The following is a 19,729-nucleotide window of genomic DNA, read 5'->3' on the forward strand; positions in this document are numbered from 1 at the left end:
GCGATGACACCGGGAGAGATCCTCTTCGCCGACGGTCCGATCGTGTGCAACGCGGGCCGCGAGGTCACGGCACTGCTCGTGCTGAACGCCGCCGACCGCCCCGTGCAGGTCGGTTCCCACTACCACTTCGCGGAGGCCAACCCGGGCCTCGAGTTCGACCGTGCGGCGGCCCACGGCAGGCGGCTGAACGTTCCCGCCGGCACCGCCGTGCGCTTCGAACCCGGTATCCCCGTCGAGGTCGAACTCGTCCCGCTGGCCGGCGCCCGCGTCGTACCCGGCCTGCGCGGCCGGACCGGAGGTGCCCTCGATGCCTGAGATCTCGCGCGCCGCGTACGCCGACCTGTTCGGCCCCACCACCGGTGACCGCATCCGGCTCGCCGACACCGAGCTGCTCGTCGAGATCGAGGAGGACCGCTCCGGTGGGCCCGGACTCGCCGGCGACGAAGCGGTGTTCGGCGGCGGCAAGGTCATCAGGGAGTCGATGGGCCAGTCCCGGGCCACCCGTGCCGAGGGCACCCCGGACACGGTGGTGACGGGCGCCGTCGTCATCGACCACTGGGGGATCGTCAAGGCCGACGTCGGCATCCGCGACGGACGGATCACCGGCATCGGCAAGGCCGGCAACCCGGACACCATGGACGGCGTCCACCCCGACCTGGTCATCGGCCCGGAGACCGAGGTGATCGCCGGGAACGGCCGGATCCTCACCGCCGGCGCGATCGACGCCCACGTCCACTTCGTCTGCCCGCAGATCGCCGACGAGGCGCTGTCCTCGGGGATCACGACGCTGGTCGGCGGCGGCACCGGACCGGCCGAGGGGTCCAAGGCGACCACGGTGACCCCCGGGCCCTGGCACCTCGCCCGGATGCTGGAGGCGATGGAGGACCACCCGCTCAACATCGGCCTGCTCGGCAAGGGCAACACCGTCTCCCACGAGGCGATGCTCTCCCAGATCCGCGGTGGCGCCCTGGGCCTGAAACTGCACGAGGACTGGGGCTCGACGCCGGCCGCCATCGACGCCGCCCTCACCGTGGCCGACCGGACCGGCGTCCAGGTCGCCATCCACACCGACACGCTCAACGAGGCCGGGTTCGTGGGCGACACCCTCGCCGCGATCGCCGGGCGCAGCATCCACGCCTACCACACCGAGGGAGCGGGCGGCGGCCACGCACCCGACATCATGAGCGTGGTCTCCGAACCGCACGTGCTGCCGAGTTCGACCAACCCGACGCGGCCGTTCACCGTCAACACCGTCGAGGAGCATCTCGACATGCTGATGGTGTGCCACCACCTCAACCCCGCGGTGCCGGAGGACCTGGCCTTCGCCGAGTCCCGGATCCGGCCGTCGACGATCGGCGCGGAGGACGTGCTCCACGACCTGGGGGCCATCTCCATCATCTCCTCCGACTCGCAGGCCATGGGACGGGTCGGAGAGGTGATCATGCGGACCTGGCAGACCGCGCACGTCATGAAGCGGCGGCGGGGCGCGCTGCCGGGCGACGGCGCCGCGGACAACCTGCGGGTGCGCCGGTACGTCGCCAAGTACACGATCAATCCGGCGGTCGCGCAGGGACTCGCCCGGGAGATCGGCTCCGTGGAGACCGGCAAGCTCGCGGACCTCGTCCTGTGGGAACCCGCCTTCTTCGGCGTCAAGCCCCACCTCGTCCTCAAGGGCGGGCAGATCGCCTACGCGCAGATGGGCGACGCGAACGCGTCGATCCCGACCCCGCAGCCGGTGCTGCCGCGCCCTATGTACGGGGCGATCGGACGGGCGCCCGCCGCGAACTCGGTCAACTTCGTCGCCCCGGCCGCCGTCGAGGACGGTCTGCCGGAACGGCTGGGACTGGGCAAGCGGTTCCTCGCCATCGAGTCGACCCGCTCGGTGTCCAAGGCGGACATGCGGGAGAACGACGCCCGCCCCCGCGTCGAGATCGACCCGGACAGCTTCGCCGTGCGCATCGACGGGGAGCTGGTGGAGGCGGCACCGGCCGCCGAACTGCCCATGGCCCAGCGCTACTTCCTCTTCTGATGTCCAGGGCCGCACTTCTCGTCCTGGCGGACGGCCGCTTTCCCGCCGGAGGGCACGCGCACTCCGGGGGCGCCGAGGAGGCGGTGCGGGCCGGCCGCATCGCCGGCGCCGCGGACCTGGAGCGGTTCTGCCGGGGCCGGCTGCACACCGCCGGTCTGGTGGCGGCGGGCTTCGCCGCGGCTTCGGCACTCGGCATGGACCCGGCGGAACTGCACGCGGCCGCCGAGGCCCGCACGCCCTCGCCGGCACTGCGCACCGCGGCCCGGAAGCTCGGCCGGCAGTTGCTGCGGGCCGCTCGGTCGACCTGGCCCTCCGGTGAACTGGACGCCCTCGCACGCGAGTTCCCCAAGGGCGCGCACCAGCCGGTGGTGCTCGGGCTGACCGCACGTGCCGCGGGACTCGGGCCGGAGGACGCCGCTCACTGCGCGGCCTACGAGAGCGTCGGCGGCCCGGCGACGGCGACCGTGCGGCTGCTGAGCCTCGACCCGTTCGAGGCGACCCGCGTGCTGGCCCGGCTGGCACCGGAACTGGACCGGGTGGTGGACCTGGCGGTGGACGCGGCGCGCCGTGCGCTCGACGAAGGCGTCGACGCGTTGCCGGCGGCGTCCGCGCCGCTGCTGGAGATCGGCGCGGAGCTGCACGCCGGCTGGAGCGTGCGGCTGTTCGCCTCGTAGCACCCGCCGGCTGGAGCGTGCGGCTGTTCCCCTCGTAGCACCCGCCGGCCCGCGCCCGTTCGGTCCGCCGGCCCTCCGGCCGCTCCGCCACCGGTGGGGGCCCGCCCCGGGCGGACCCGGACGCGCCGGACCGCCGCACGCACCTGATCGCCCCGTCCCCGTCCCCGCCCCCGCCGACCCGTGGTCCGGTCACCGACCGGCGCCCGCCCGACCGTTCCCAGTCCCAGGAGCCGCACATGCACCTCGACCACTCCCACGCCGGCCCCTCCGCCGTCAGCGCCGACGCCCGGCGGCCCGACGGTTCGCGCCGCGCTCTGCGGATCGGGCTCGGCGGGCCCGTCGGGTCCGGGAAGACCGCCACCGTCGCCGCGCTGTGCAGGGCCCTGCGGGACGAACTGTCGCTGGCCGTCGTCACCAACGACATCTACACCCGCGAGGACGCCGAGTTCCTGCTGCGCGAGGCGGTGCTGCCGCCCGAGCGGATCACCGCGGTGGAGACGGGTGCCTGCCCGCACACCGCGATCCGGGACGACATCTCGGCCAACCTGGAGGCCGTGGAGGATCTGGAGGACGAGACCGGTCCACTGGACCTGGTCCTCGTCGAGTCCGGCGGTGACAACCTCACCGCGACCTTCTCCAGGGGGCTCGTGGACGCGCAGGTCTTCGTGATCGACGTCGCGGGCGGCGACGACATCCCCCGCAAGGGCGGACCGGGCGTCACCACCGCGGACCTGCTCGTGGTCAACAAGACGGACCTCGCCCCGTACGTCGGCTCCGACCTCGCCCGGATGGCCGCCGACGCCAAGGCCCGGCGGGGCGGACTGCCGGTCGTCCTGCAGTCGCTGCGAGAGGGGTCCGGGGTGGCGGACGTCGCCGACTGGGTGCGCACCCGGTTGGCCGTGTGGACGGCGTGACCGGCGCCGGGGTCAGGGCCACCGCGCGGATCGTCGCCCGCGCCGACGCGGCCGGCCGCACCCGCCTGCCCGAGCTGGTCGGTGAGGGGCCGCTCGCGCTCCGGCGGACCCGGGGGAGCGGCACCGAGGCGCGGGTGATGCTGGTGGGCGCGATGAGCGGTCCGCTCGGCGGGGACCACTTCTCGGTCCGGGCGCTGGTCGGGGAGGACGCCCGGCTCCGGGTCGGCTCGGCCGCGGCGACGATCGCCCTGCCGGGGCAGCACAAGGGGGAGGCACGCTACGACGTGCACCTGCGGGTGGCCGACGGGGCGGAGGCGGAGTGGCTGCCCGAGCCGCTGATCGCGGCGGCCGGCAGCGAGCTGCGCGTCACCACCCGCGTCGAGGTCGCGGCCGGAGGCCGGCTGGTGCTGCGCGAGGAGCAGGTGCTGGGCCGGGCGGGAGAGCAGCCCGGACGGCTCACCAGCCGTCTCGGGGTGCGCATCGCCGGGCGCCTGGTCCTGGACCAGGAGCTGTCCTGCGGTCCCGGCGCACCGGGCGGCTGGGCGGGCCCCGCCGTGCTGGCGGGTCACCGGGCGGTGGGGCAGCTGGTGGTCGTGCGGCCGGAGTTCACCCGGCAACCGGTTCCGGTGCGCAGCGTCGGCGACGGGTGCGTACTGGCGCCGCTCGCCGGGCCGGCCGCTCTGGTCAGCGCGGTGGCGCCGGACGGGCTGCGGCTGCGGAGGGCGCTGGACGAGGCGCTGGCCCTGCTGGGCGGGCCCCGGGGGTGAGCCCGGCGGCAGGCGGCCGGGGCGTTCCGGCCGCCTGGCGCGGGGGCCGTCAGGTGAGCGGCAGCCGCGGGAACCTGCGCTCCTTCTCCGCCGTCTCCGCCTTCGCCACCGCGGCGTACTGGTCGACGTACTCCTGCTCGGACAGCGACAGGATGGCGTACATGATCTCGTCGGTGACCGCGCGCAGCACCGCCTTCTCGTTCTCCAGGCCGGCGTAGCGGGAGAAGTCCAGGGGCCTGCCGAACCGGATGACGACCGGGCGGAGGCTCGGAACCAGCTGGCCGGGCGGCTGCGCCTCGAAGGTGCCGATCATCGCGCAGGGGATCACCGGCACCTGGGCCTTCAACGCCATCACCGCCACGCCGACCTTCCCCTTGTACAGGCGCCCGTCGTGCGAACGGGTGCCCTCCGGGTAGACCCCGAGCAGTTCCCTGCGGCGGAGCACACCGAGGCCCTCCCGGATCGCGGCCCGGCCGGCCTCCTTCCCGGAGCGGTCGACCGGGATCTGCCCGGCGCTGCGGAAGAACGCCGCGACCAGGCGGCCCCTGAGGCCGGAGCCGGTGAAGTACTCCGCCTTCGCCAGGAAGGTGATGCGGCGCTTGAGGACGGCGGGCATCAGGAAGTGGTCGGAGAAGGACAGGTGGTTGCCCGCGATGATGGCCGGTCCGGACGCGGGCACGTGGTCCAGCCCCTCGATCCGGGGCCGGAAGAGCAGTCTCAGCAGCGGGCCCAGCAGCACATATTTCAGCAGATAGTAGAACAAGGGGTCGCTCCTCACCGTGGTGTAGTGGCTCAACCGCCGCGTTCTTGCAGGTCAACCGGCTTCTCGTGGGGGCCAGTGTAGGCGCGGACAGGGGGTGATGGGGATGCCGCCGCACCAGCCTGGTCCTACTGGCGGGTAGTCATCAACCCGGTGGCCCGGGGTGGCGCGTTCACGACCGCCGCCGGCGGTCGGGCACCGGTCGCGCCTCACAGCCGTACGACGACCAGCGCCGTGTCGTCGGTCGCCCCGCCCGGGGGCAGCAGCTCCAGCAGCACCGCGTCCGCGAGCACCTCGGGTTCCGCGTGCCGGTGCCTGTGCAGTGCGTCCGCGAGCCGGGCCAGGCCGGTGTCGATGTCCTCCCGGCGGCGTTCGACCAGGCCGTCGGTGTACAGGGCGAGCGTGGCGCCCTCCGCGTAGCGGGTGGCCGCCTGGATGCGCGGCCTCGGGTCGGGGCGCGCGTCCAGCGGCGGATCGGTTGCCCGGTCGAGGAACTCCACCCGGCCGTCGGCGTGCACCAGCGCCGGCGGCAGATGCCCGGCACTGCTGTAGGCGATGGTGCGCTCGTCGAAATCGATGAACGTGGTCACCGCGGTCGCGGACTCGGCGCCGTCCACGACGTGCGCGTAGTGGCCCAGCACGTCCAGAGCCTGCGCGGGCCCCAGGGCGACCCGGGAGGCCGCGGTCAGCGCGCTGCGCAACTGGCCCATGACGCACGAGGCCGCCAGCCCGTGCCCGACGACGTCCCCGACCGACACCCCGAGCCGGTTGCCGCCGACCAGGTTCACCACGTCGTACCAGTCACCGCACACGTTCAGGGAGCCGATCGCCGGCCGGTAGCGCACGGCGGCCCGGTGGCTGCGGCCCTGACGGGTGGCGGGCAGCATCGCCTCCTGCAGGGCCAAAGCCACCTCGCGCTCGCGGGCGTGCGCCTGGCGCAGGCGCTCGTTGACCTCCTGCAGTTCCCGGGCCCGCGTGTACAACTCGGCCTCCAGCAGCCGGCGGCTGGAGGCCGGGCCGCCGCGCGCCCGGATCAGCTCGGTGATCTCCTCCACGCGGTGCACCAGCAGCACCACCTTGCCGTCCGGTCCGGGCACCGGCGCGTTGACCGGGCTCCAGTAGCGTTCGGCCCACTCTCCCGGCCGGTCGGGATCCTCGATGTCGTAGCGCTGCAGCGCCATCGCGTCGCGCTCGCCGGTGGCCAGCACGCGGTACAGCGAGGACTGCACGTTGCGGCTGCCGGACGCCGCGGGGTCGTTGGGGTTGTCCGGGAAGACGTCGATGAGGTGCCGGCCGACCACCTGGTCGCGCTGCCGCCCGACCAGTCTCAGGTAGTCCTCGTTGGCATCCGCGTAGACCAGCTCGGGGGTGAGCAGGGCCACCATGCCGGGCAGCGCCTGGAACACCGCCCGGTAGTCGATCGAAGTGGTCATCGTGGCTCGACGCCCCCTCTCTGCCGCCGCATTCTCGTTCCGTCCCGCGGCGGCGCGGGCAGCCGCCGCGTCACGCCCGGGCCTCCGCCAGCGGCTGCTCCGCCCAGATGGTCTTCCCGTCGGACGCGAACCGCGTCCCCCAGCGCTGCGTCACCTGGGAGACCAGCAGCAGCCCCCGCCCGCCCTCGTCCGTGGCGCGGGGGTGGCGCAGGCGCGGAGCCGTGACGCCGCCGTCGAAGACCTCGCAGATCAGCGACCGCTCCCGGATCAGCCGCAGTTCGATCGGTCCGCCCGTGTACCGCAGCGCGTTGGTGACCAGCTCGCTGACCACCAGTTCGGTGGTGAACGCCAGTTCGTCCAGACCCCACCGCTCCAACTGCCGGACCACCGTCCGCCGGGCCTCGGCCACGGCGGCCGGGTCGCGGGGGAGGTCCCAGAGCGCGACCTGGTGGGCGCCCAGACGCCGGACGCGGGCCATCAGCAGCGCCACGTCGTCCTGCGGCCGGGCCGGGACGAGCGCGTCCACGACGGTGCGGCACTGCAGGTCCAGCGATTCCGCCGTCCGCCGCAGCGCGCGGCCCAGCGGCTCCCGGTCCGCGTCCGCCGCCCATGCGGCGCCGGGCGCCAGCAGCCCGTCGGTGTGCAGCGCGAGCACGCTGCCCTCCGCCAGCTCCAGCTCCACCGACTCGAACGGCGGACCGCCCGCGCCCAGCGGGGGACCCTGCGGCAGTTCCACGAAGGTGACGGTGCCGTCGGGCTCGACCACGGCCGGTGACGGGTGCCCGGCGGCGGCCATCGCGCACCGCCCCCCGACCGGGTCGTACACCACGTAGACGCAGCCCGAACCCACCGCCTGGGAGGCGCCCTCGCCGTCCTCCGGCACGCCCTCCTCGTGTGCGGTGCGCGCCACCAGGTCGTCGAGATGGGCCAGGACCTCCTGGGGCGGCAGGTCCAGGGCGGCCAGCGTGCGCACCGCGGTGCGCAGCCTGCCCATCCCGGCCGCCGCGTCGATGCCGTGCCCCGGCACCTCGCCCACCACCAGCGCCACCCGCGCACCCGACAACGGGATCAGGTCGTACCAGTCGCCGCCGAGGCCGGTCAGCTCGTCGGCCGGGCGGTAGCAGGCGGCCACCTCCACCGCGTCCTGCTGAGGCAGCCGGTGCGGCAGCAGGCTGCGCTGGAGCACCAGGGCGGCATCGCGTTCGCGGCTGTAGCGGCGGGCGTTGTCCACGCACACCGCCGCGCGGGCGACCAGGTCCTCGGCCAGGTTCAGGTCGCTGCGGTCGAAGGGCTCGTGGCGCCGGCGCCGGAAGAACGTGGTGACCCCCAGGGTGACGCCGCGGGCGCGGATCGGCACGATGAGCACGCTGTGCAGCCCCAGTTCGAGGAAGGTCGCCTCGCGGCCCCCCGGGAGGTCCGCGGCCCACTCCCGGGCCAGCGGGTCCAGCCGCTCCTCGCTCCACGGCCGGCCGGTGGTCAGGCAGCGGATCGGCGGTGATCCGGGCAGGTAGGAGGCGATGTCGCCGATACCGACGACCGCCTCGGGTACTCCGGGGCTCACCGACTGGTGGCCGGCCCGCCGCAGCGGCACCGTGCCCGAGCCGTCGGCCGCCGTGCGGGGCAGCTCCGCCCCCCGCAGCACGTCCTCCAGCAGATCCACGGCGACGAAGTCGGCGAAGTCGGGTACGGCCACGTCGGCCAGCTCCTGCGCGGTGCGACCGATGTCCAGGGTCCTGCCGATGTGCTCGCCCGCCCGGTCGAGCAGCGCCAGCCGACCGCGGGCGCGGTGCCGTTCGGTGATGTCCACGACCGTGTAGTACACGCCCATCGGGCGGCCCCGCTCGTCGTCCAGGCGGGTGAAGGACATCATGTGCGCGGTCTCGCGCAGCGGCGCGGACCGCACCCGGCCCAGGTGCTCGTAGCCCACCACCGGCCGGCCGGTCGCCAGCACCCTGCGCATCTGCGCCTCGATGTCCTCGACGTCCAGTCCGGGCTGCACGTCGGCGAGCCGCCGGCCCAGCCGCGCCTGCGGCGGACCGCCGCCGAACTCGGCCAGCGCCGCGTTCGACCACACGTAGCGCAGGTCGGTGTCCAGGATCGCGATGCCGACCGGCGACCGGGCGACCAGCTGCTCCAGCACGATGCGGCTCATGTCCCAGCCGTGCGCCTCGGCCAGTTCCGACAGCAGCACCAGCCAGCGGGACGGCCCCCGCGCCTCCTCGGCGGAGGAGATCCGCACCATCACGCGCAGCGGGCGGCCGTCCCGCCGCCGGGTGGTCAGCAGCCCCGACCACCCGCCGTCCGCGCGGCAGCGCTCCAGCAGCCTGGGCATCCGCACGGCGTCCTCCCGGACCAGCAGATCGGCGAGCTGCTTGCCGACCACCTCGGCGGCGGCGTGGCCCAGCAGCCGTTCGGCCTCCCCGGTCCAACCGGTGATCGAACCCTGGGCGCCGAGCAGCAGCGGAGCCGCGTCCGCCACGTCGAACGATCGGCCGACCAGACGAGGCCTCTCGTATGCACCCACGGCCGACCTCTCTGTCGCGGAGAGTGGTCCACCACCACCTGTCCCCATACTCACCCCGACCGGCGCGGGGTGCGCGCGGGACGCGGCACCGCGGAAGGGGGGCCGCCCCGCCGGACGGCCCCCGGACCGGACTCATGCGCCCTGCGCGAGCACCTCCTCCAGCGTGCCGAGCGCGGACTGCAGCTCCTCGCCGGTGATGGTGAGCGGCGGCGCCAGCCGGATCGTCGAACCGTGCGTGTCCTTCACCAGCACGCCCTCCCGCATCAGCCGCTCACTGATCTCGCGGCCGGTGCCGATGGCCGGGTCGATGTCGACGCCCGCCCAGAGCCCGCGCGCCCGGAAGCCGAGGACGCCCTTGCCGACCAGGGAGGTCAGGCCGCCGCGCAGCACCACTCCGAGTTCGGCGGCCCTGCGCTGGAACTCGCCGGTCTCCAGCAGCTCCACCACGGCCGTCCCGACCGCGGCGGCCAGCGGGTTGCCGCCGAACGTCGACCCGTGCTCGCCCGCGTGCAGCACGCCGAGCACCTCGCGGCGGGCCACCACCGCCGACACCGGTACGATCCCGCCGCCCAGGGCCTTGCCGAGCAGCAGCACGTCCGGCACGACGTCCTCGTGCTGCACGGCGAGGGTGCGGCCGGTGCGGCCCAGGCCGGACTGGATCTCGTCCGCCATGAACAGGCAGCCCTTGCGGCGGGTCAGCTCCCGCACCCCGGCCAGATAGCCGTCGTCCGGGATGATCACCCCTGCCTCGCCCTGGATCGGCTCGATCAGCACGGCCGCAGTGGTCTCGTCGACGGCCTCCTCCAGCGCGGCCAGGTCGTTGTACGGCACGACCCGGAACCCGGGGGTGAAGGGGCCGAAGCCCGCCCGGGCCGTCTCGTCCGTGGAGAAGCTGACGATCGTCGTCGTACGGCCGTGGAAGTTGTCCGCCGCCACCACGATCGTCGCGCGGTCCGCCGGGACGCCCTTGACGTCGTACGCCCACTTGCGGGCCACCTTGATGCCGCTCTCGACCGCCTCGGCGCCGGTGTTCATCGGCAGCACCATGTCGAGGCCGGTCAGCGCGACCAGCCGTTCGGCGAACTCGGCGAGCCGGTCGTTGTGGAAGGCGCGCGAGGTCAGGGTGAGCCGGTCCAGCTGGCGGTGGGCCGCCTCCAGCAGCGCCGGGTGGCGGTGGCCGAAGTTGAGCGCCGAGTAGCCGGCCAGCATGTCGAGGTAGCGGCGGCCCTCGACGTCCTCCACCCAGGAGCCCTCGGCGCGGGCCACCACCACGGGCAGCGGATGGTAGTTGTGCGCCAGCACCGGCGCCTCCGCGCCGATCAGGTCGGCGGAGGAACGCCGGGCGGCGGGTACACGGACTGGCGCGGTCATGAACGAATCTCCTGAGTGCAGCACTTGATGCCGCCGCCGGCCTTGCGGAACTCCGACAGGTCGACGGGGACGGGGACGTAGCCGTGGCCGTCGAGACGCGCGGCGAGCGCCTCGGCCTGCGGCGCCATGAAGACGTGACGGCCGTCGGACACGGAGTTCAGGCCGAACGCCAGCGCGTCGTCGGCGGTGGCGAGTACGGCGTCGGGGTACAGCCGCGCGAGCACCTCACGGCTGCCCGGCGAGAAGGCCTCCGGGTAGTACGCGATGTTGTCGTCGTCGAGCACGAACAGTGCCGTGTCCAGATGATAGAAGCGGGGGTCGACCAGGTGCAGCCCGATCACCGGGACGCCGAAGAACTCCTGCGCCTCCCGGTGCGCCTCGCGGGTCGTCCGGAAGCCCGTGCCGGCCAGGAGGTACCTCCCGGTCCAGACCAGGTCCCCCTCGCCCTCGCAGACGTTCTCGGGCCGGTACACGTCGAATCCCGCCGCCTTGAACCACGTCTCGTAGAGGGCGGACTCGGGGCGCCGCTCGGGCGCGTGGAACAGCGAGCCGAGGACCCGGCCCTCGACGACGACGGCGGAGTTCGCGGCGAAGACCATGTCGGGCAGGCCGGGGGCCGGCTCCAGGGTGTCGACGTCGTGCCCGTGCGCGCGGTAGGCGCGCACCAGCGCCAGCCACTGCTGATGGGCCAGGGAGGCGTCGACGGCGATGTCGGGTTGCATCCACGGGTTGATCGCGTACTGCACGGCGAAGTGTCTGGGTTCGCAGACGAGGAAGCGCCGGCGGCGCGGCACACGGCTGTCGGGCACAGAGGTGTTCCTCCGCTTCCTGGAAACGTGAGCTGGTCGAATCCACGGTAGGAAACGACAGAGACGGGCGACAAGGAACGAAACATGCGTGTTCGCGCAGCAACGCTGCGTCTTCTGGGTGTTCAGCGCACGTCTGGTGCGCTGTGGGGTGCGGGTCGGTCCGCCCCCGCCTCGGGACTCTCCGGGAGGAGGTGGGACAGCACCATGATGCTGATCGTCTTCCGGATGAACGGCTCGGTGCGGATCCGCTCCAGCACCTCCTCGAAGTGCTCCACGTCCCGGGCCCGGACGTGCAGCAGAGCGTCTGCGCCCCCCGTCACGGTCATCGCCGCGATGATCTCCGGATGGTTGCGCACCACCTCCGCCAGCCGCCGGGGCGGCGCCGCGCCCTCGCAGTACACCTCCACGTAGGCCTCGGTGCGCCAACCCAGCGCCGACGGCTCCACCGTGGCCGTGAAACCGGTGATCACACCGGTGTCCCGCAACCGGTCCACCCGGCGTTTCACCGCCGTCGAGGACAGTCCGATCGCCGCGCCGATCTCCGCGAAGGACGTCCGGGCGTTCCCCATCAGCGCTGTGATGATCTTCCGGTCGAGCTCGTCGAACCCGGTGGGCCTGCTGTGCATGGCGGCACCATACCGAGCCGGACCAGCGTGAACGGCCGCGCCGGGCACGTGTTCCGCGCCCGCGGACCGCGCCCGCCGGCCATCGGGCGGACGTGCACCCCGATGGCCGGCTCAGCGCGCCGTGACCGCGCTCACGTACTGTGCGTGAACACCATGGCGAGCGTGATCAGGCCGAGCACCACCCAGCCGAACCACAGCCAGCCGTTGCTGCCGAGGGCCACCGTGTAGGCGGTCACCACGACGAGCCCGCCGATCGTCAGACCCCCCATGGTCCTGGTTGAACCGGGCGTGGAACCGTGCATGGCAACACCCTCCTCGTGGTTCGCTCCCCTCCATGGTGCCCCGCCCCGCCCGGTTGCGATCCCGTGCGGACGTCTTTCCCCACCGCCGAGCCGGACGGGCCCCGCCGGGGGCCGCCGCTCAGCGGCTGCGCGCGTGCAGCGAGGCCAGATAGGCGTTGTACGCCTCGAGCTCCCGGTCCCCGTCGCGTTCGGCGGCCCGGTCCGAGCGCCTGGCGTACCGCTGCTCGGACCGGTACCACTGGAACACCAGGGCGACCAGCACCAGGACGGAGGGCACCTCGCTGAACGCCCAGGCGATGCCGCCCGCCGCGTTCTGGTCCGACAGCGGGTCCACGCCCAGCGAGGTGGAGGGGTTCTCGAACGTCCGGACCATCGTCGTCGACGCCATCATCAGTGCGATGCCGAAGAAGGCGTGGAACGGCATGCCCGCGAACAGCTCCAGCATCCGCATCAGGTGGTTCGGCCGGTGCGGGCCCGGGTCCACGCCGATGATCGGCCAGAAGAAGACCACGCCCACGGCGAGGAAGTGGACCATCATCCCGATGTGCCCGACCCTGGAACCCATCAGGAAGTCGAACAGCGGAGTGAAGTACAGGCCGTACAGGCTGGCGATGAACAGCGGGATCGTGAACACCGGGTGGGTGACGACGCTCAGATAGCGGCTGTGCAGCAGCGCCAGCAGCAGTTCCCGCGGCCCTCTGCGACCCCGGCCCGCCACCGGCAGCGCCCGCAGCGCCAGCGTCACCGGCGCGCCGAGCAGGATCAGGATCGGCGACAGCATGCTGATGATCATGTGCTGCACCATGTGCACGCTGAACATGACCATCCCGTAGTCGTTCAGCTCGGTGCACATGGTGAGCAGTACGGTGAGCACGCCGGTCACGTACGCCACGGTCCGCCCGGGCGGCCAGGCGTCCCCCCGGCGCCGCAGCCGCAGGACGCCCCAGCCGTACAGGGCGAGCGCCAGCAGGCAGGCCGTCAGGAAGAACGGTTCCGTGGACCACTGAAGCCCCCGGGCCAGCGTGAACGGCGGCAGATCCATCGTCATGCCGTGCCCGCTGTGATCCATCCACCGGCTCCTGGTTCGTGCGGTTGTGCGCTGTCTGTCCGCACCAAGACTAGAACCGGGGATGTCCACCGCCGCGGCCGGGTCGCCCGCAGCGCGTCCGGGTGCACGGAGAAGCGGCGGTCGGAGAAACGGCGGTCGGAGAAACGGCGGGCGGCGGCCGGGCACCGCCCGCCGCTCACCTTCCCGTGGCGCGGGTCAGAGCACGCACTCCGCTTCCGCGTACCGCTCGGCGGGCACCGTCTTCAGCGTCTCCACGGCCTCGGCCAGCGACACCATGTCGATGTCGGTCCCGCGCAGCGCGGTCATCATGCCGAACTCGCCCCGGTGCACCGCCTCGACCGCGTGCCACCCGAACCGGGTGGCCAGCACGCGGTCGTACGCGGTGGGCGTCCCGCCGCGCTGGACGTGCCCGAGGATGACCGGCCGGGCCTCCTTGCCGAGGCGGTTCTCCAGCTCCACCGACAACTGCCGCGCGATCCCGGCGAACCGCTCGTGGCCGTAGACGTCCTTGCCGCCCTCGTCGAAGTCCATGCCGCCGGGCCGCGGCTTGGCGCCCTCGGCGGCGACCACGATCGCGAACCGCTTGCCCGCCTCGAACCGCTCGCCGACCCTGCGGGACAGCTCCTCGATGTCGAAGGGGCGCTCCGGGACCACGATGGCGTGCGCGCCCGCCGCCATGCCCGAGTGCAGCGCTATCCAGCCGGTGTGCCGTCCCATGACCTCGACGATCAGGACCCGCTGGTGGGACTCGGCGGTGGTCTTCAGCCGGTCCAGCGCCTCGGTGGCCACGCCGACGGCCGTGTCGAAGCCGAAGGTGACGTCGGTGACGGCGATGTCGTTGTCGATGGTCTTCGGCACGCCCACGATGGGCAGCCCGCTGTCGGACAGCAGCCGGGCGGCCTTGAGCGTGCCCTCGCCGCCGATCGGGATGATCGCGTCCAGCCCCAGTTCCTCGACGTGGCCCCGGGCCCGCTCCACGCCGTCCCGCAGGTGCTCGGGACGGACCCGGGAGGATCCGAGCATGGTGCCGCCGCGCGCGAGGATGCCGCTCACGGCGTCGAGGTCGAGCTTGAGGTAGTCACACTCCAGGAGGCCCTTCCAGCCGTCCCGGAAGCCGATGACCTCGTCGCCGTGGTCGACGACGGCGCGGTGCACGACGGACCGGATGACGGCGTTCAGGCCGGGGCAGTCGCCGCCGGACGTGAGGACACCAATGCGCATAGCCCGAAACAACCTTCTCGTGTGGGCCGGGGACCGGACCGCGCTGTCCGGCTCGATCCCCGACACCCTAGCGGTTGCGGGGGGCGGTTCCGTACGGGGCGTCCGCCTGCTGGACTACCCCGCTCACCTGTGCGGATGTACCGTCAGACGGGCTCGCTGCCGCTCCCGGGAAGGCGCGCGGGCCGGCCCGCTGCGCCGGCCCGCCCACCGGCACCGCCGGCGGCACGGCAGCGGCCCGGCACCGCGGTGGCGGTACCGGGCCGGCGGCTGCCCCGAAAGGGCTCAGGCGGGCTGCTGGGCGGCCGCGATGCGTTCGTCGCGCAGCGCCTCGTACCAGCGGTCGTCGGTCGGCGGCAGCGCGTTGACGTCGAGTGCCAGCTTCAGCAGCAGATCCGCGATCTGCGGGTTCCGGGCGAGGACCGGCCCGTGCATGTACGTGCCGAAGACCGTGTCGTTGTACGCCCCCTCCGTGCCGTCGCCGGTCCCGTTGCCCTTGCCCAGCCGCACCCGTGCGAGGGGGCGGGCGGTCGGGCCGAGGCGGGTGACGCCCTGGTGGTTCTCGAACCCGGTCAGCTGGGGCAGGCCGAGCCGCGGGTCGATGTCCCCGAGGACGTCGCCGACGCACCGCTCGCCCTCGCCGCGCACCGAGACCACGTCGAGCAGGCCGAGGCCGGGCTCGCGCTGCCCGAGGTCGTTGATGAACTCGTGTCCGAGGATCTGGTAGCCGGCGCACACGGAGAACACGATGGCGCCGTTCTCCACCGCCCGGTTCAGGCCGCCGTCCCGGCGCAGCCGCTCGGCCGCGAGCCGCTGCGGCCGGTCCTCGCCGCCGCCGATCAGGTAGATGTCGCCGGACGTCGGGATCGGCTGGTCGCTGCGCACGTCGAGCCGGGCCACGTCCAGGCCGCGCTGGCGCGCCCGTCGCTGCACGACGAGCACGTTGCCCTGGTCGCCGTACGTGCTGAGCAGGTCCGGGTAGACCCAGACGACCCGCAGGCTGTTGTCGCTCATGAAGTCACTGTCCCCTGGATACGTCGGTTGCTCAGTTGCCGACCCGGCGGCGCAGGTCCTGGAAGGCGGTGTAGTTGGCGATGACCTCGACCCGGCCCGGAGGGCAGGCCCCCACGGCCTGCCCGAGGTCGTCGAAGACCTGGAACTGCTGGCCCGCGACCTCCAGCCGCACGGCCAGGTCCAGCCTGCGGTCGCCGACGACGCAGATCGGGTGCCCGGTCAGCCGGGTGTAGTCGACGTCCCACAGCCAGGAGGTGTCGGTGCCGTCGGCGGACCGCGCGTTCACCGAGAGGATCACCGGGGCCGGCGGCGGGTCGATGAGCGAGAACGTCTCCAGCCAGCCGGCGGGGTTCTTCGCGAGCAGAAGCCGCAGGTCACGGCCCTGGAACTGGACGATGTCATAGCGTCCGGCGACGGCCTGCACCTGGTACATCCGCTCCAGGGCCACCTGCGGGGGCACGCCGAACACCGCGGCCACGGCCGCGGAGCTGGCGGCGTTGGCCTTGTTGGCGCGGCCCGGGAGCTGCAGGTGGATCGGCCATGCGGAGCCGTGCGGATCGAGGACGTGCTCGCCGCTGAGGGCCCAGCTCGGCGCCGGGCGACGGAAGCCGCACTCGTTGCAGAACCAGTCGTCGCCGGGGCGCTGCATCACTCCGCCGCAGGACGGGCAGGACCAGGCGTCGTCCTTCCACATCTGCCCCGCGGCGACCCAGATCACGTTGGGGGAGGAGGACGCCGCCCACACCACCAGCGGGTCGTCGCAGTTGGCGACGATGACGGCCTTGGAGCCGGACAGGCCCTCACGCCAGGCCTCGGCGAGCATCCGGGTCTCGCCCGCGCGGTCCAGCTGGTCGCGGGAGAGGTTGAGCAGGGCGATGCACTTGGGGCCGGTGTCCCGGGCCACTCCGGCCAGGTACTTCTCGTCCACCTCGATCACGCCGAACTTGGATTCGGAGCCGCCCGCGAGCGCCGAGGTGATACCGGCGGGCATGTTCGCGCCGAGGGCGTTGGAGACCACCGGGCCCGCGGCGCGCAGCGCCTCGGCGATCAGACGTGTGGTGGTGGTCTTGCCGTTGGTCGCCGAGACCAGGATCACGTCGAGGTGCTGGGCGAGCCGGGCCAGCAGATCGGGGTCGAGCCGGAGGGCCACTCGGCCGCCGATCACCGATCCGCTGCCGCGTCCCGCGGCGCGCGACGCCGCCGCGACCGCCTTGCCCGCGGTCACCGCCAGCTTGGCCCGCGGCGTGAGCGGGTCCGAGTTGCCTGCCATCAGTTCTGGATCCTCCTTGCGTACGCGCCGCGACTGAAGCCTGACGGCCACGTGGTGTGGACCTCAGCCTATCGAGATCCCTTCGCACTCCCGAATCTCGGGACCGCCGAGCCGCCCGAGCGGCGTCCGGCCGGCCCCCGGACCGTACTCTTGCCGCCATGCGACACGGCTCGATCCCGGGCGCCCGCGGGCGTGTCCGGCCGCTCACCCTGTTCGGCGACCCGATTCTGCACCAGCCCTGCGCCGAGGTCACCGACTTCGGCCCGGAACTCGCCGGGCTCGTGGAGGACTTGTTCGCGACCATGTACGCGGCGCGGGGGGTCGGCCTGGCCGCGAACCAGATCGGCGAGCCGGTGCGGGTCTTCGTCTACGACTGCCCGGACGACGAGGACGTCCGCCACCTCGGGCACGTGGTGAACCCGCGGCTGGTGGTGGCGGACGGCGTGGTGGTGCGGGGCCCGGAGGGGTGCCTGTCCCTGCCGGGCCTGGAGGCCGGCACCGAGCGCCACGACCACGCGGTGGTCGAGGGGTTCACGGTGACCGGGGAGCCGGTGACGGTGCACGGCACGGGCTGGTTCGCGCGGTGCCTGCAGCACGAGGCCGACCATCTGGCGGGCACCGTGTACGCGGACCGGCTCACCGGCCTGCGCCGCCGCCGTCTGCTGCGGCAGGCGGCGCGCGCCTCCTGGAGCGGATGAGAGCGTCGTCGCCGTCGCGGTCCGGCGGCGGCGCGGTGCCGGGAGCTGCGGTGTGTGGCGCGGCGCCTTCGGCATCCGGTGCGGGCCCGGCCCGCGAGCTGCCGGGGCGGTGGAGGGAGGCCGGGTCCGGGCCCGGCGGCCGGTGCGGCCGGCACCGGTGTCTCAGAAGCCGGGGCCGCCGACCCTGTCCCCGGCGGCGGCGAGCCGGCCCCACAGCAGGTCGGCCAGGCTCCGCACCAACTCCGCGCGGGAGCAGGGGCGCTCGCCCAGCCACCAGTCGCCCGCCGCGTGCATCATGCCGACGATGCCGTGGCCCCACACCCGTGCCAACTGCTGGCTGTTCGGCCCGAGGTCGAGCCGCTCCGCGATGACCGTGGCCAGTTCCTCGCCCATCCGGCGCAGCAGGGGCGCGCTGTGCTTGCCGACGTCGAAGCCCTGGTCCGTGCTCTGGCCGCCGTCCGCCGGGTGCATCAGGAACCGGTAGACCTGGGGGCGGGCCTCGATGGCCGCGAGGTAGGTGTCGAGGGTGGACTCGACGCGCTCCCGGCGGTCCGCGGGGGCGTCCAGTGCCGCCCGCAGGGAGTCCAGCAGCGCGTCCGTGTGCCGTTTGGCGAGCGCCGCGTACAGGCCCCCCTTGTCGCCGAAGTGGCGGTAGAGGATCGGCTTGGTGATGCCCGCCTCCGCTGCGATGGCGTTCATGGAGGCGTGCGGGCCGTCGCGCAGCACCACCCGGTCGGCGGCCTCCAGCAGTTCGCGCCGTCGGCGGTCGGCGGACCGCTGCTGCTCGGTCCGCTGCGTGGTGTCCATGTGCTCTCCCCACCCGTGCTGGTTCGGTGACGCCTGCGCAAACTAACACTGACGGGGCCCGTTCCATCGAACGGGATGCCGAGGTGACGTCGGGAGTTGACTTTTCCTACCAGCCGGTAACAGACTCGAGTTACCGTAAGTAACGCGCACCTGCGCAGCCGCTGGAGGGGACATGGCCGAGTTCACCATGGAGCTCAACGACGAACAGAGGGAGGTCCGTGACTGGCTCCACGGGTTCGCCTCCGAGGTGATCCGCCCCGCGGCCGCCGAGTGGGACGAGCGCGAGGAGACCCCCTGGCCGGTCATCCAGGAAGCCGCCAAGCTCGGCATCTACTCCCTCGACTTCTACGCCCAGCAGTACTTCGATCCGACCGGCCTCGGCATTCCGATGGCCATGGAGGAGCTGTTCTGGGGCGACGCGGGCATCGCCCTGTCGATCGTCGGTACCGGTCTGGCCGCCGTGGGCGTCCTCGCCAACGGCACCGAGGAGCAGATCGGCACCTGGATCCCGCAGATGTACGGCGACGTCGACGACGTCAAGGTCGCCGCCTTCTGCTCCTCGGAGCCCGACGCCGGCTCCGACGTCGCCTCGATGCGCACCCGCGCCGTGTACGACGAGGCCGCGGACGAGTGGGTGCTCGACGGCACGAAGACCTGGGCGACCAACGGCGGCATCGCCAACGTCCACGTCGTCGTCGCGGTCGTGGACCCGGACCTCGGTTCCAAGGGGCACGCCTCCTTCATCGTCCCGCCGGGCACCCCCGGCCTCTCCCAGGGGCAGAAGTTCAAGAAGCACGGCATCCGGGCCTCGCACACCGCCGAGGTCGTCCTCGACGGGGTGCGGGTCCCCGGCTCCTGCCTGCTCGGCGGCAAGGAGAAGCTCGACGAGCGGCTTGCCCGGGCCCGGGAGAAGGCCAGGCAGGGCGGCGGGGAGCGGGTGAAGAACGCGGCCATGGCCACGTTCGAGGCCTCGCGTCCGGCCGTCGGCGCCATGGCCGTCGGCACCGCCCGCGCCGCCTACGAGGTCGCCCTCGACTACGCCCGCACCCGCGAGCAGTTCGGCCGACCGATCATCGACAATCAGGGCGTGGCCTTCCAACTCGCCGACATGCGCACCCGGATCGACGCGGCCCGCCTGCTGGTGTGGCGCGCCTCCTGGATGGCGGTCAACGGCAGGCCGTTCACGGCCGCGGAGGGCTCGATGTCCAAGCTGTTCGCGAGCGAGACCGCGAAGGACGTCACCGCCCGGGCCGTCCAGATCCTGGGCGGCAACGGCTACACCCGCGAGTACCCGGTGGAGCGTATGCACCGGGACAGCGCCATCTACACGATCTTCGAGGGCACCAGCGAGATCCAGCGCCTGGTGATCGCCCGCACCCTCGCGGGCGTACCCATCCGCTAGGCATCTTTGCGAAAGGGAAGGGTTCTGCGCGGCGTCCGGGTG

Annotated in this window: 19 protein-coding genes; 7 read left to right on the top strand and 12 right to left on the bottom strand. The window is 73.2% G+C overall.

What is annotated here, in order from left to right; all coding sequences use genetic code 11:
• Nucleotides 1–3: 3 nt before the first annotated feature.
• The 5 genes from ACL02U_RS18285 (at nucleotide 4) to ACL02U_RS18305 (ending at nucleotide 4,384) form a co-directional block, all read left to right on the top strand.
• Entirely contained in the window at nucleotides 4–315 is a 312-nt protein-coding gene (locus ACL02U_RS18285) for an urease subunit beta (RefSeq protein WP_412791921.1), read from the top strand.
• Nucleotides 308–2,029, top strand: coding sequence for an urease subunit alpha (locus tag ACL02U_RS18290; protein ID WP_412791922.1), 1,722 nt, complete (start codon nucleotides 308–310; stop codon nucleotides 2,027–2,029). Before ACL02U_RS18285 ends, ACL02U_RS18290 begins: the two co-directional genes overlap by 8 nt.
• Nucleotides 2,029–2,703, top strand: a complete 675-nt coding sequence (locus tag ACL02U_RS18295) for an urease accessory protein UreF (RefSeq protein ID WP_412791923.1) — start codon at nucleotides 2,029–2,031, stop codon at nucleotides 2,701–2,703. Before ACL02U_RS18290 ends, ACL02U_RS18295 begins: the two co-directional genes overlap by 1 nt.
• A gap of 236 nt (nucleotides 2,704–2,939) precedes the next feature.
• Nucleotides 2,940–3,617, top strand: coding sequence for an urease accessory protein UreG (gene ureG, locus ACL02U_RS18300; RefSeq protein WP_412791924.1), 678 nt, complete (start codon nucleotides 2,940–2,942; stop codon nucleotides 3,615–3,617).
• Nucleotides 3,605–4,384, top strand: coding sequence for an urease accessory protein UreD (locus tag ACL02U_RS18305; protein WP_412791925.1), 780 nt, complete (start codon nucleotides 3,605–3,607; stop codon nucleotides 4,382–4,384). The genes ureG and ACL02U_RS18305 overlap by 13 nt, the downstream gene beginning before the upstream one ends.
• A gap of 49 nt (nucleotides 4,385–4,433) precedes the next feature.
• Here ACL02U_RS18305 and ACL02U_RS18310 read toward each other — a convergent pair whose 3' ends face one another.
• The 11 genes from ACL02U_RS18310 to ACL02U_RS18360 all read right to left on the bottom strand — a co-directional run bounded on the left by ACL02U_RS18310 (nucleotide 4,434) and on the right by ACL02U_RS18360 (nucleotide 16,780).
• Complete coding sequence (locus tag ACL02U_RS18310; protein WP_412791926.1) at nucleotides 4,434–5,147, bottom strand: lysophospholipid acyltransferase family protein; 714 nt, start codon at nucleotides 5,145–5,147, stop codon at nucleotides 4,434–4,436.
• A 206-nt stretch (nucleotides 5,148–5,353) separates the two neighbouring features.
• Complete coding sequence (locus ACL02U_RS18315; protein WP_412791927.1) at nucleotides 5,354–6,577, bottom strand: PP2C family protein-serine/threonine phosphatase; 1,224 nt, start codon at nucleotides 6,575–6,577, stop codon at nucleotides 5,354–5,356.
• Nucleotides 6,578–6,647: 70 nt separating this feature from the next.
• Nucleotides 6,648–9,101 carry a SpoIIE family protein phosphatase gene (locus ACL02U_RS18320; protein ID WP_412791928.1) on the bottom strand — a complete coding sequence of 818 codons (2,454 nt, stop codon included), beginning with the start codon at nucleotides 9,099–9,101 and terminating at the stop codon, nucleotides 6,648–6,650.
• A gap of 132 nt (nucleotides 9,102–9,233) precedes the next feature.
• A complete protein-coding gene (gene rocD, locus ACL02U_RS18325) occupies nucleotides 9,234–10,472 on the bottom strand; it encodes an ornithine--oxo-acid transaminase (RefSeq protein WP_412791929.1) in 1,239 nt (412 codons plus the stop codon).
• Nucleotides 10,469–11,281 (bottom strand): dimethylargininase, encoded by an 813-nt coding sequence (gene ddaH, locus ACL02U_RS18330; protein ID WP_412791930.1) that lies wholly within the window; start codon nucleotides 11,279–11,281, stop codon nucleotides 10,469–10,471. The genes rocD and ddaH overlap by 4 nt, the downstream gene beginning before the upstream one ends.
• 122 nt (nucleotides 11,282–11,403) lie before the next feature.
• The gene (locus ACL02U_RS18335; RefSeq protein ID WP_412791931.1) at nucleotides 11,404–11,907 is read right to left on the bottom strand and encodes an Lrp/AsnC family transcriptional regulator; all 504 of its coding nucleotides are present in this window, start codon (nucleotides 11,905–11,907) and stop codon (nucleotides 11,404–11,406) included.
• A gap of 131 nt (nucleotides 11,908–12,038) precedes the next feature.
• Nucleotides 12,039–12,209, bottom strand: coding sequence for a hypothetical protein (locus ACL02U_RS18340; protein WP_412791932.1), 171 nt, complete (start codon nucleotides 12,207–12,209; stop codon nucleotides 12,039–12,041).
• A gap of 118 nt (nucleotides 12,210–12,327) precedes the next feature.
• Nucleotides 12,328–13,278, bottom strand: coding sequence for a cytochrome c oxidase assembly protein (locus ACL02U_RS18345; protein WP_412791933.1), 951 nt, complete (start codon nucleotides 13,276–13,278; stop codon nucleotides 12,328–12,330).
• Nucleotides 13,279–13,473: 195 nt separating this feature from the next.
• Nucleotides 13,474–14,499 carry a 6-phosphofructokinase gene (locus tag ACL02U_RS18350; protein WP_412791934.1) on the bottom strand — a complete coding sequence of 342 codons (1,026 nt, stop codon included), beginning with the start codon at nucleotides 14,497–14,499 and terminating at the stop codon, nucleotides 13,474–13,476.
• Nucleotides 14,500–14,781: 282 nt separating this feature from the next.
• Nucleotides 14,782–15,510 carry a type 1 glutamine amidotransferase gene (locus tag ACL02U_RS18355; protein ID WP_412791935.1) on the bottom strand — a complete coding sequence of 243 codons (729 nt, stop codon included), beginning with the start codon at nucleotides 15,508–15,510 and terminating at the stop codon, nucleotides 14,782–14,784.
• 31 nt (nucleotides 15,511–15,541) lie between these two features.
• Nucleotides 15,542–16,780 (bottom strand): MurT ligase domain-containing protein, encoded by a 1,239-nt coding sequence (locus tag ACL02U_RS18360; protein ID WP_412791936.1) that lies wholly within the window; start codon nucleotides 16,778–16,780, stop codon nucleotides 15,542–15,544.
• A gap of 158 nt (nucleotides 16,781–16,938) precedes the next feature.
• Here ACL02U_RS18360 and def point away from each other — a divergent pair, with 158 nt between their 5' ends.
• Complete coding sequence (gene def, locus ACL02U_RS18365; RefSeq protein WP_412791937.1) at nucleotides 16,939–17,478, top strand: peptide deformylase; 540 nt, start codon at nucleotides 16,939–16,941, stop codon at nucleotides 17,476–17,478.
• Nucleotides 17,479–17,640: 162 nt separating this feature from the next.
• On the opposite strand, the gene ACL02U_RS18370 is transcribed toward def, so the two are convergent.
• Nucleotides 17,641–18,285 carry a TetR family transcriptional regulator gene (locus ACL02U_RS18370; RefSeq protein WP_412791938.1) on the bottom strand — a complete coding sequence of 215 codons (645 nt, stop codon included), beginning with the start codon at nucleotides 18,283–18,285 and terminating at the stop codon, nucleotides 17,641–17,643.
• 172 nt (nucleotides 18,286–18,457) lie between these two features.
• On the opposite strand from ACL02U_RS18370, the gene ACL02U_RS18375 reads away from it, so the two are divergent.
• Nucleotides 18,458–19,687 carry an acyl-CoA dehydrogenase family protein gene (locus ACL02U_RS18375; RefSeq protein ID WP_412791939.1) on the top strand — a complete coding sequence of 410 codons (1,230 nt, stop codon included), beginning with the start codon at nucleotides 18,458–18,460 and terminating at the stop codon, nucleotides 19,685–19,687.
• Nucleotides 19,688–19,729: the final 42 nt, after the last annotated feature.

It is taken from the genome of Streptomyces sp. MS06 (genome assembly GCF_047200655.1).
Taxonomy (GTDB): Bacteria; Actinomycetota; Actinomycetes; order Streptomycetales; family Streptomycetaceae; genus Streptomyces.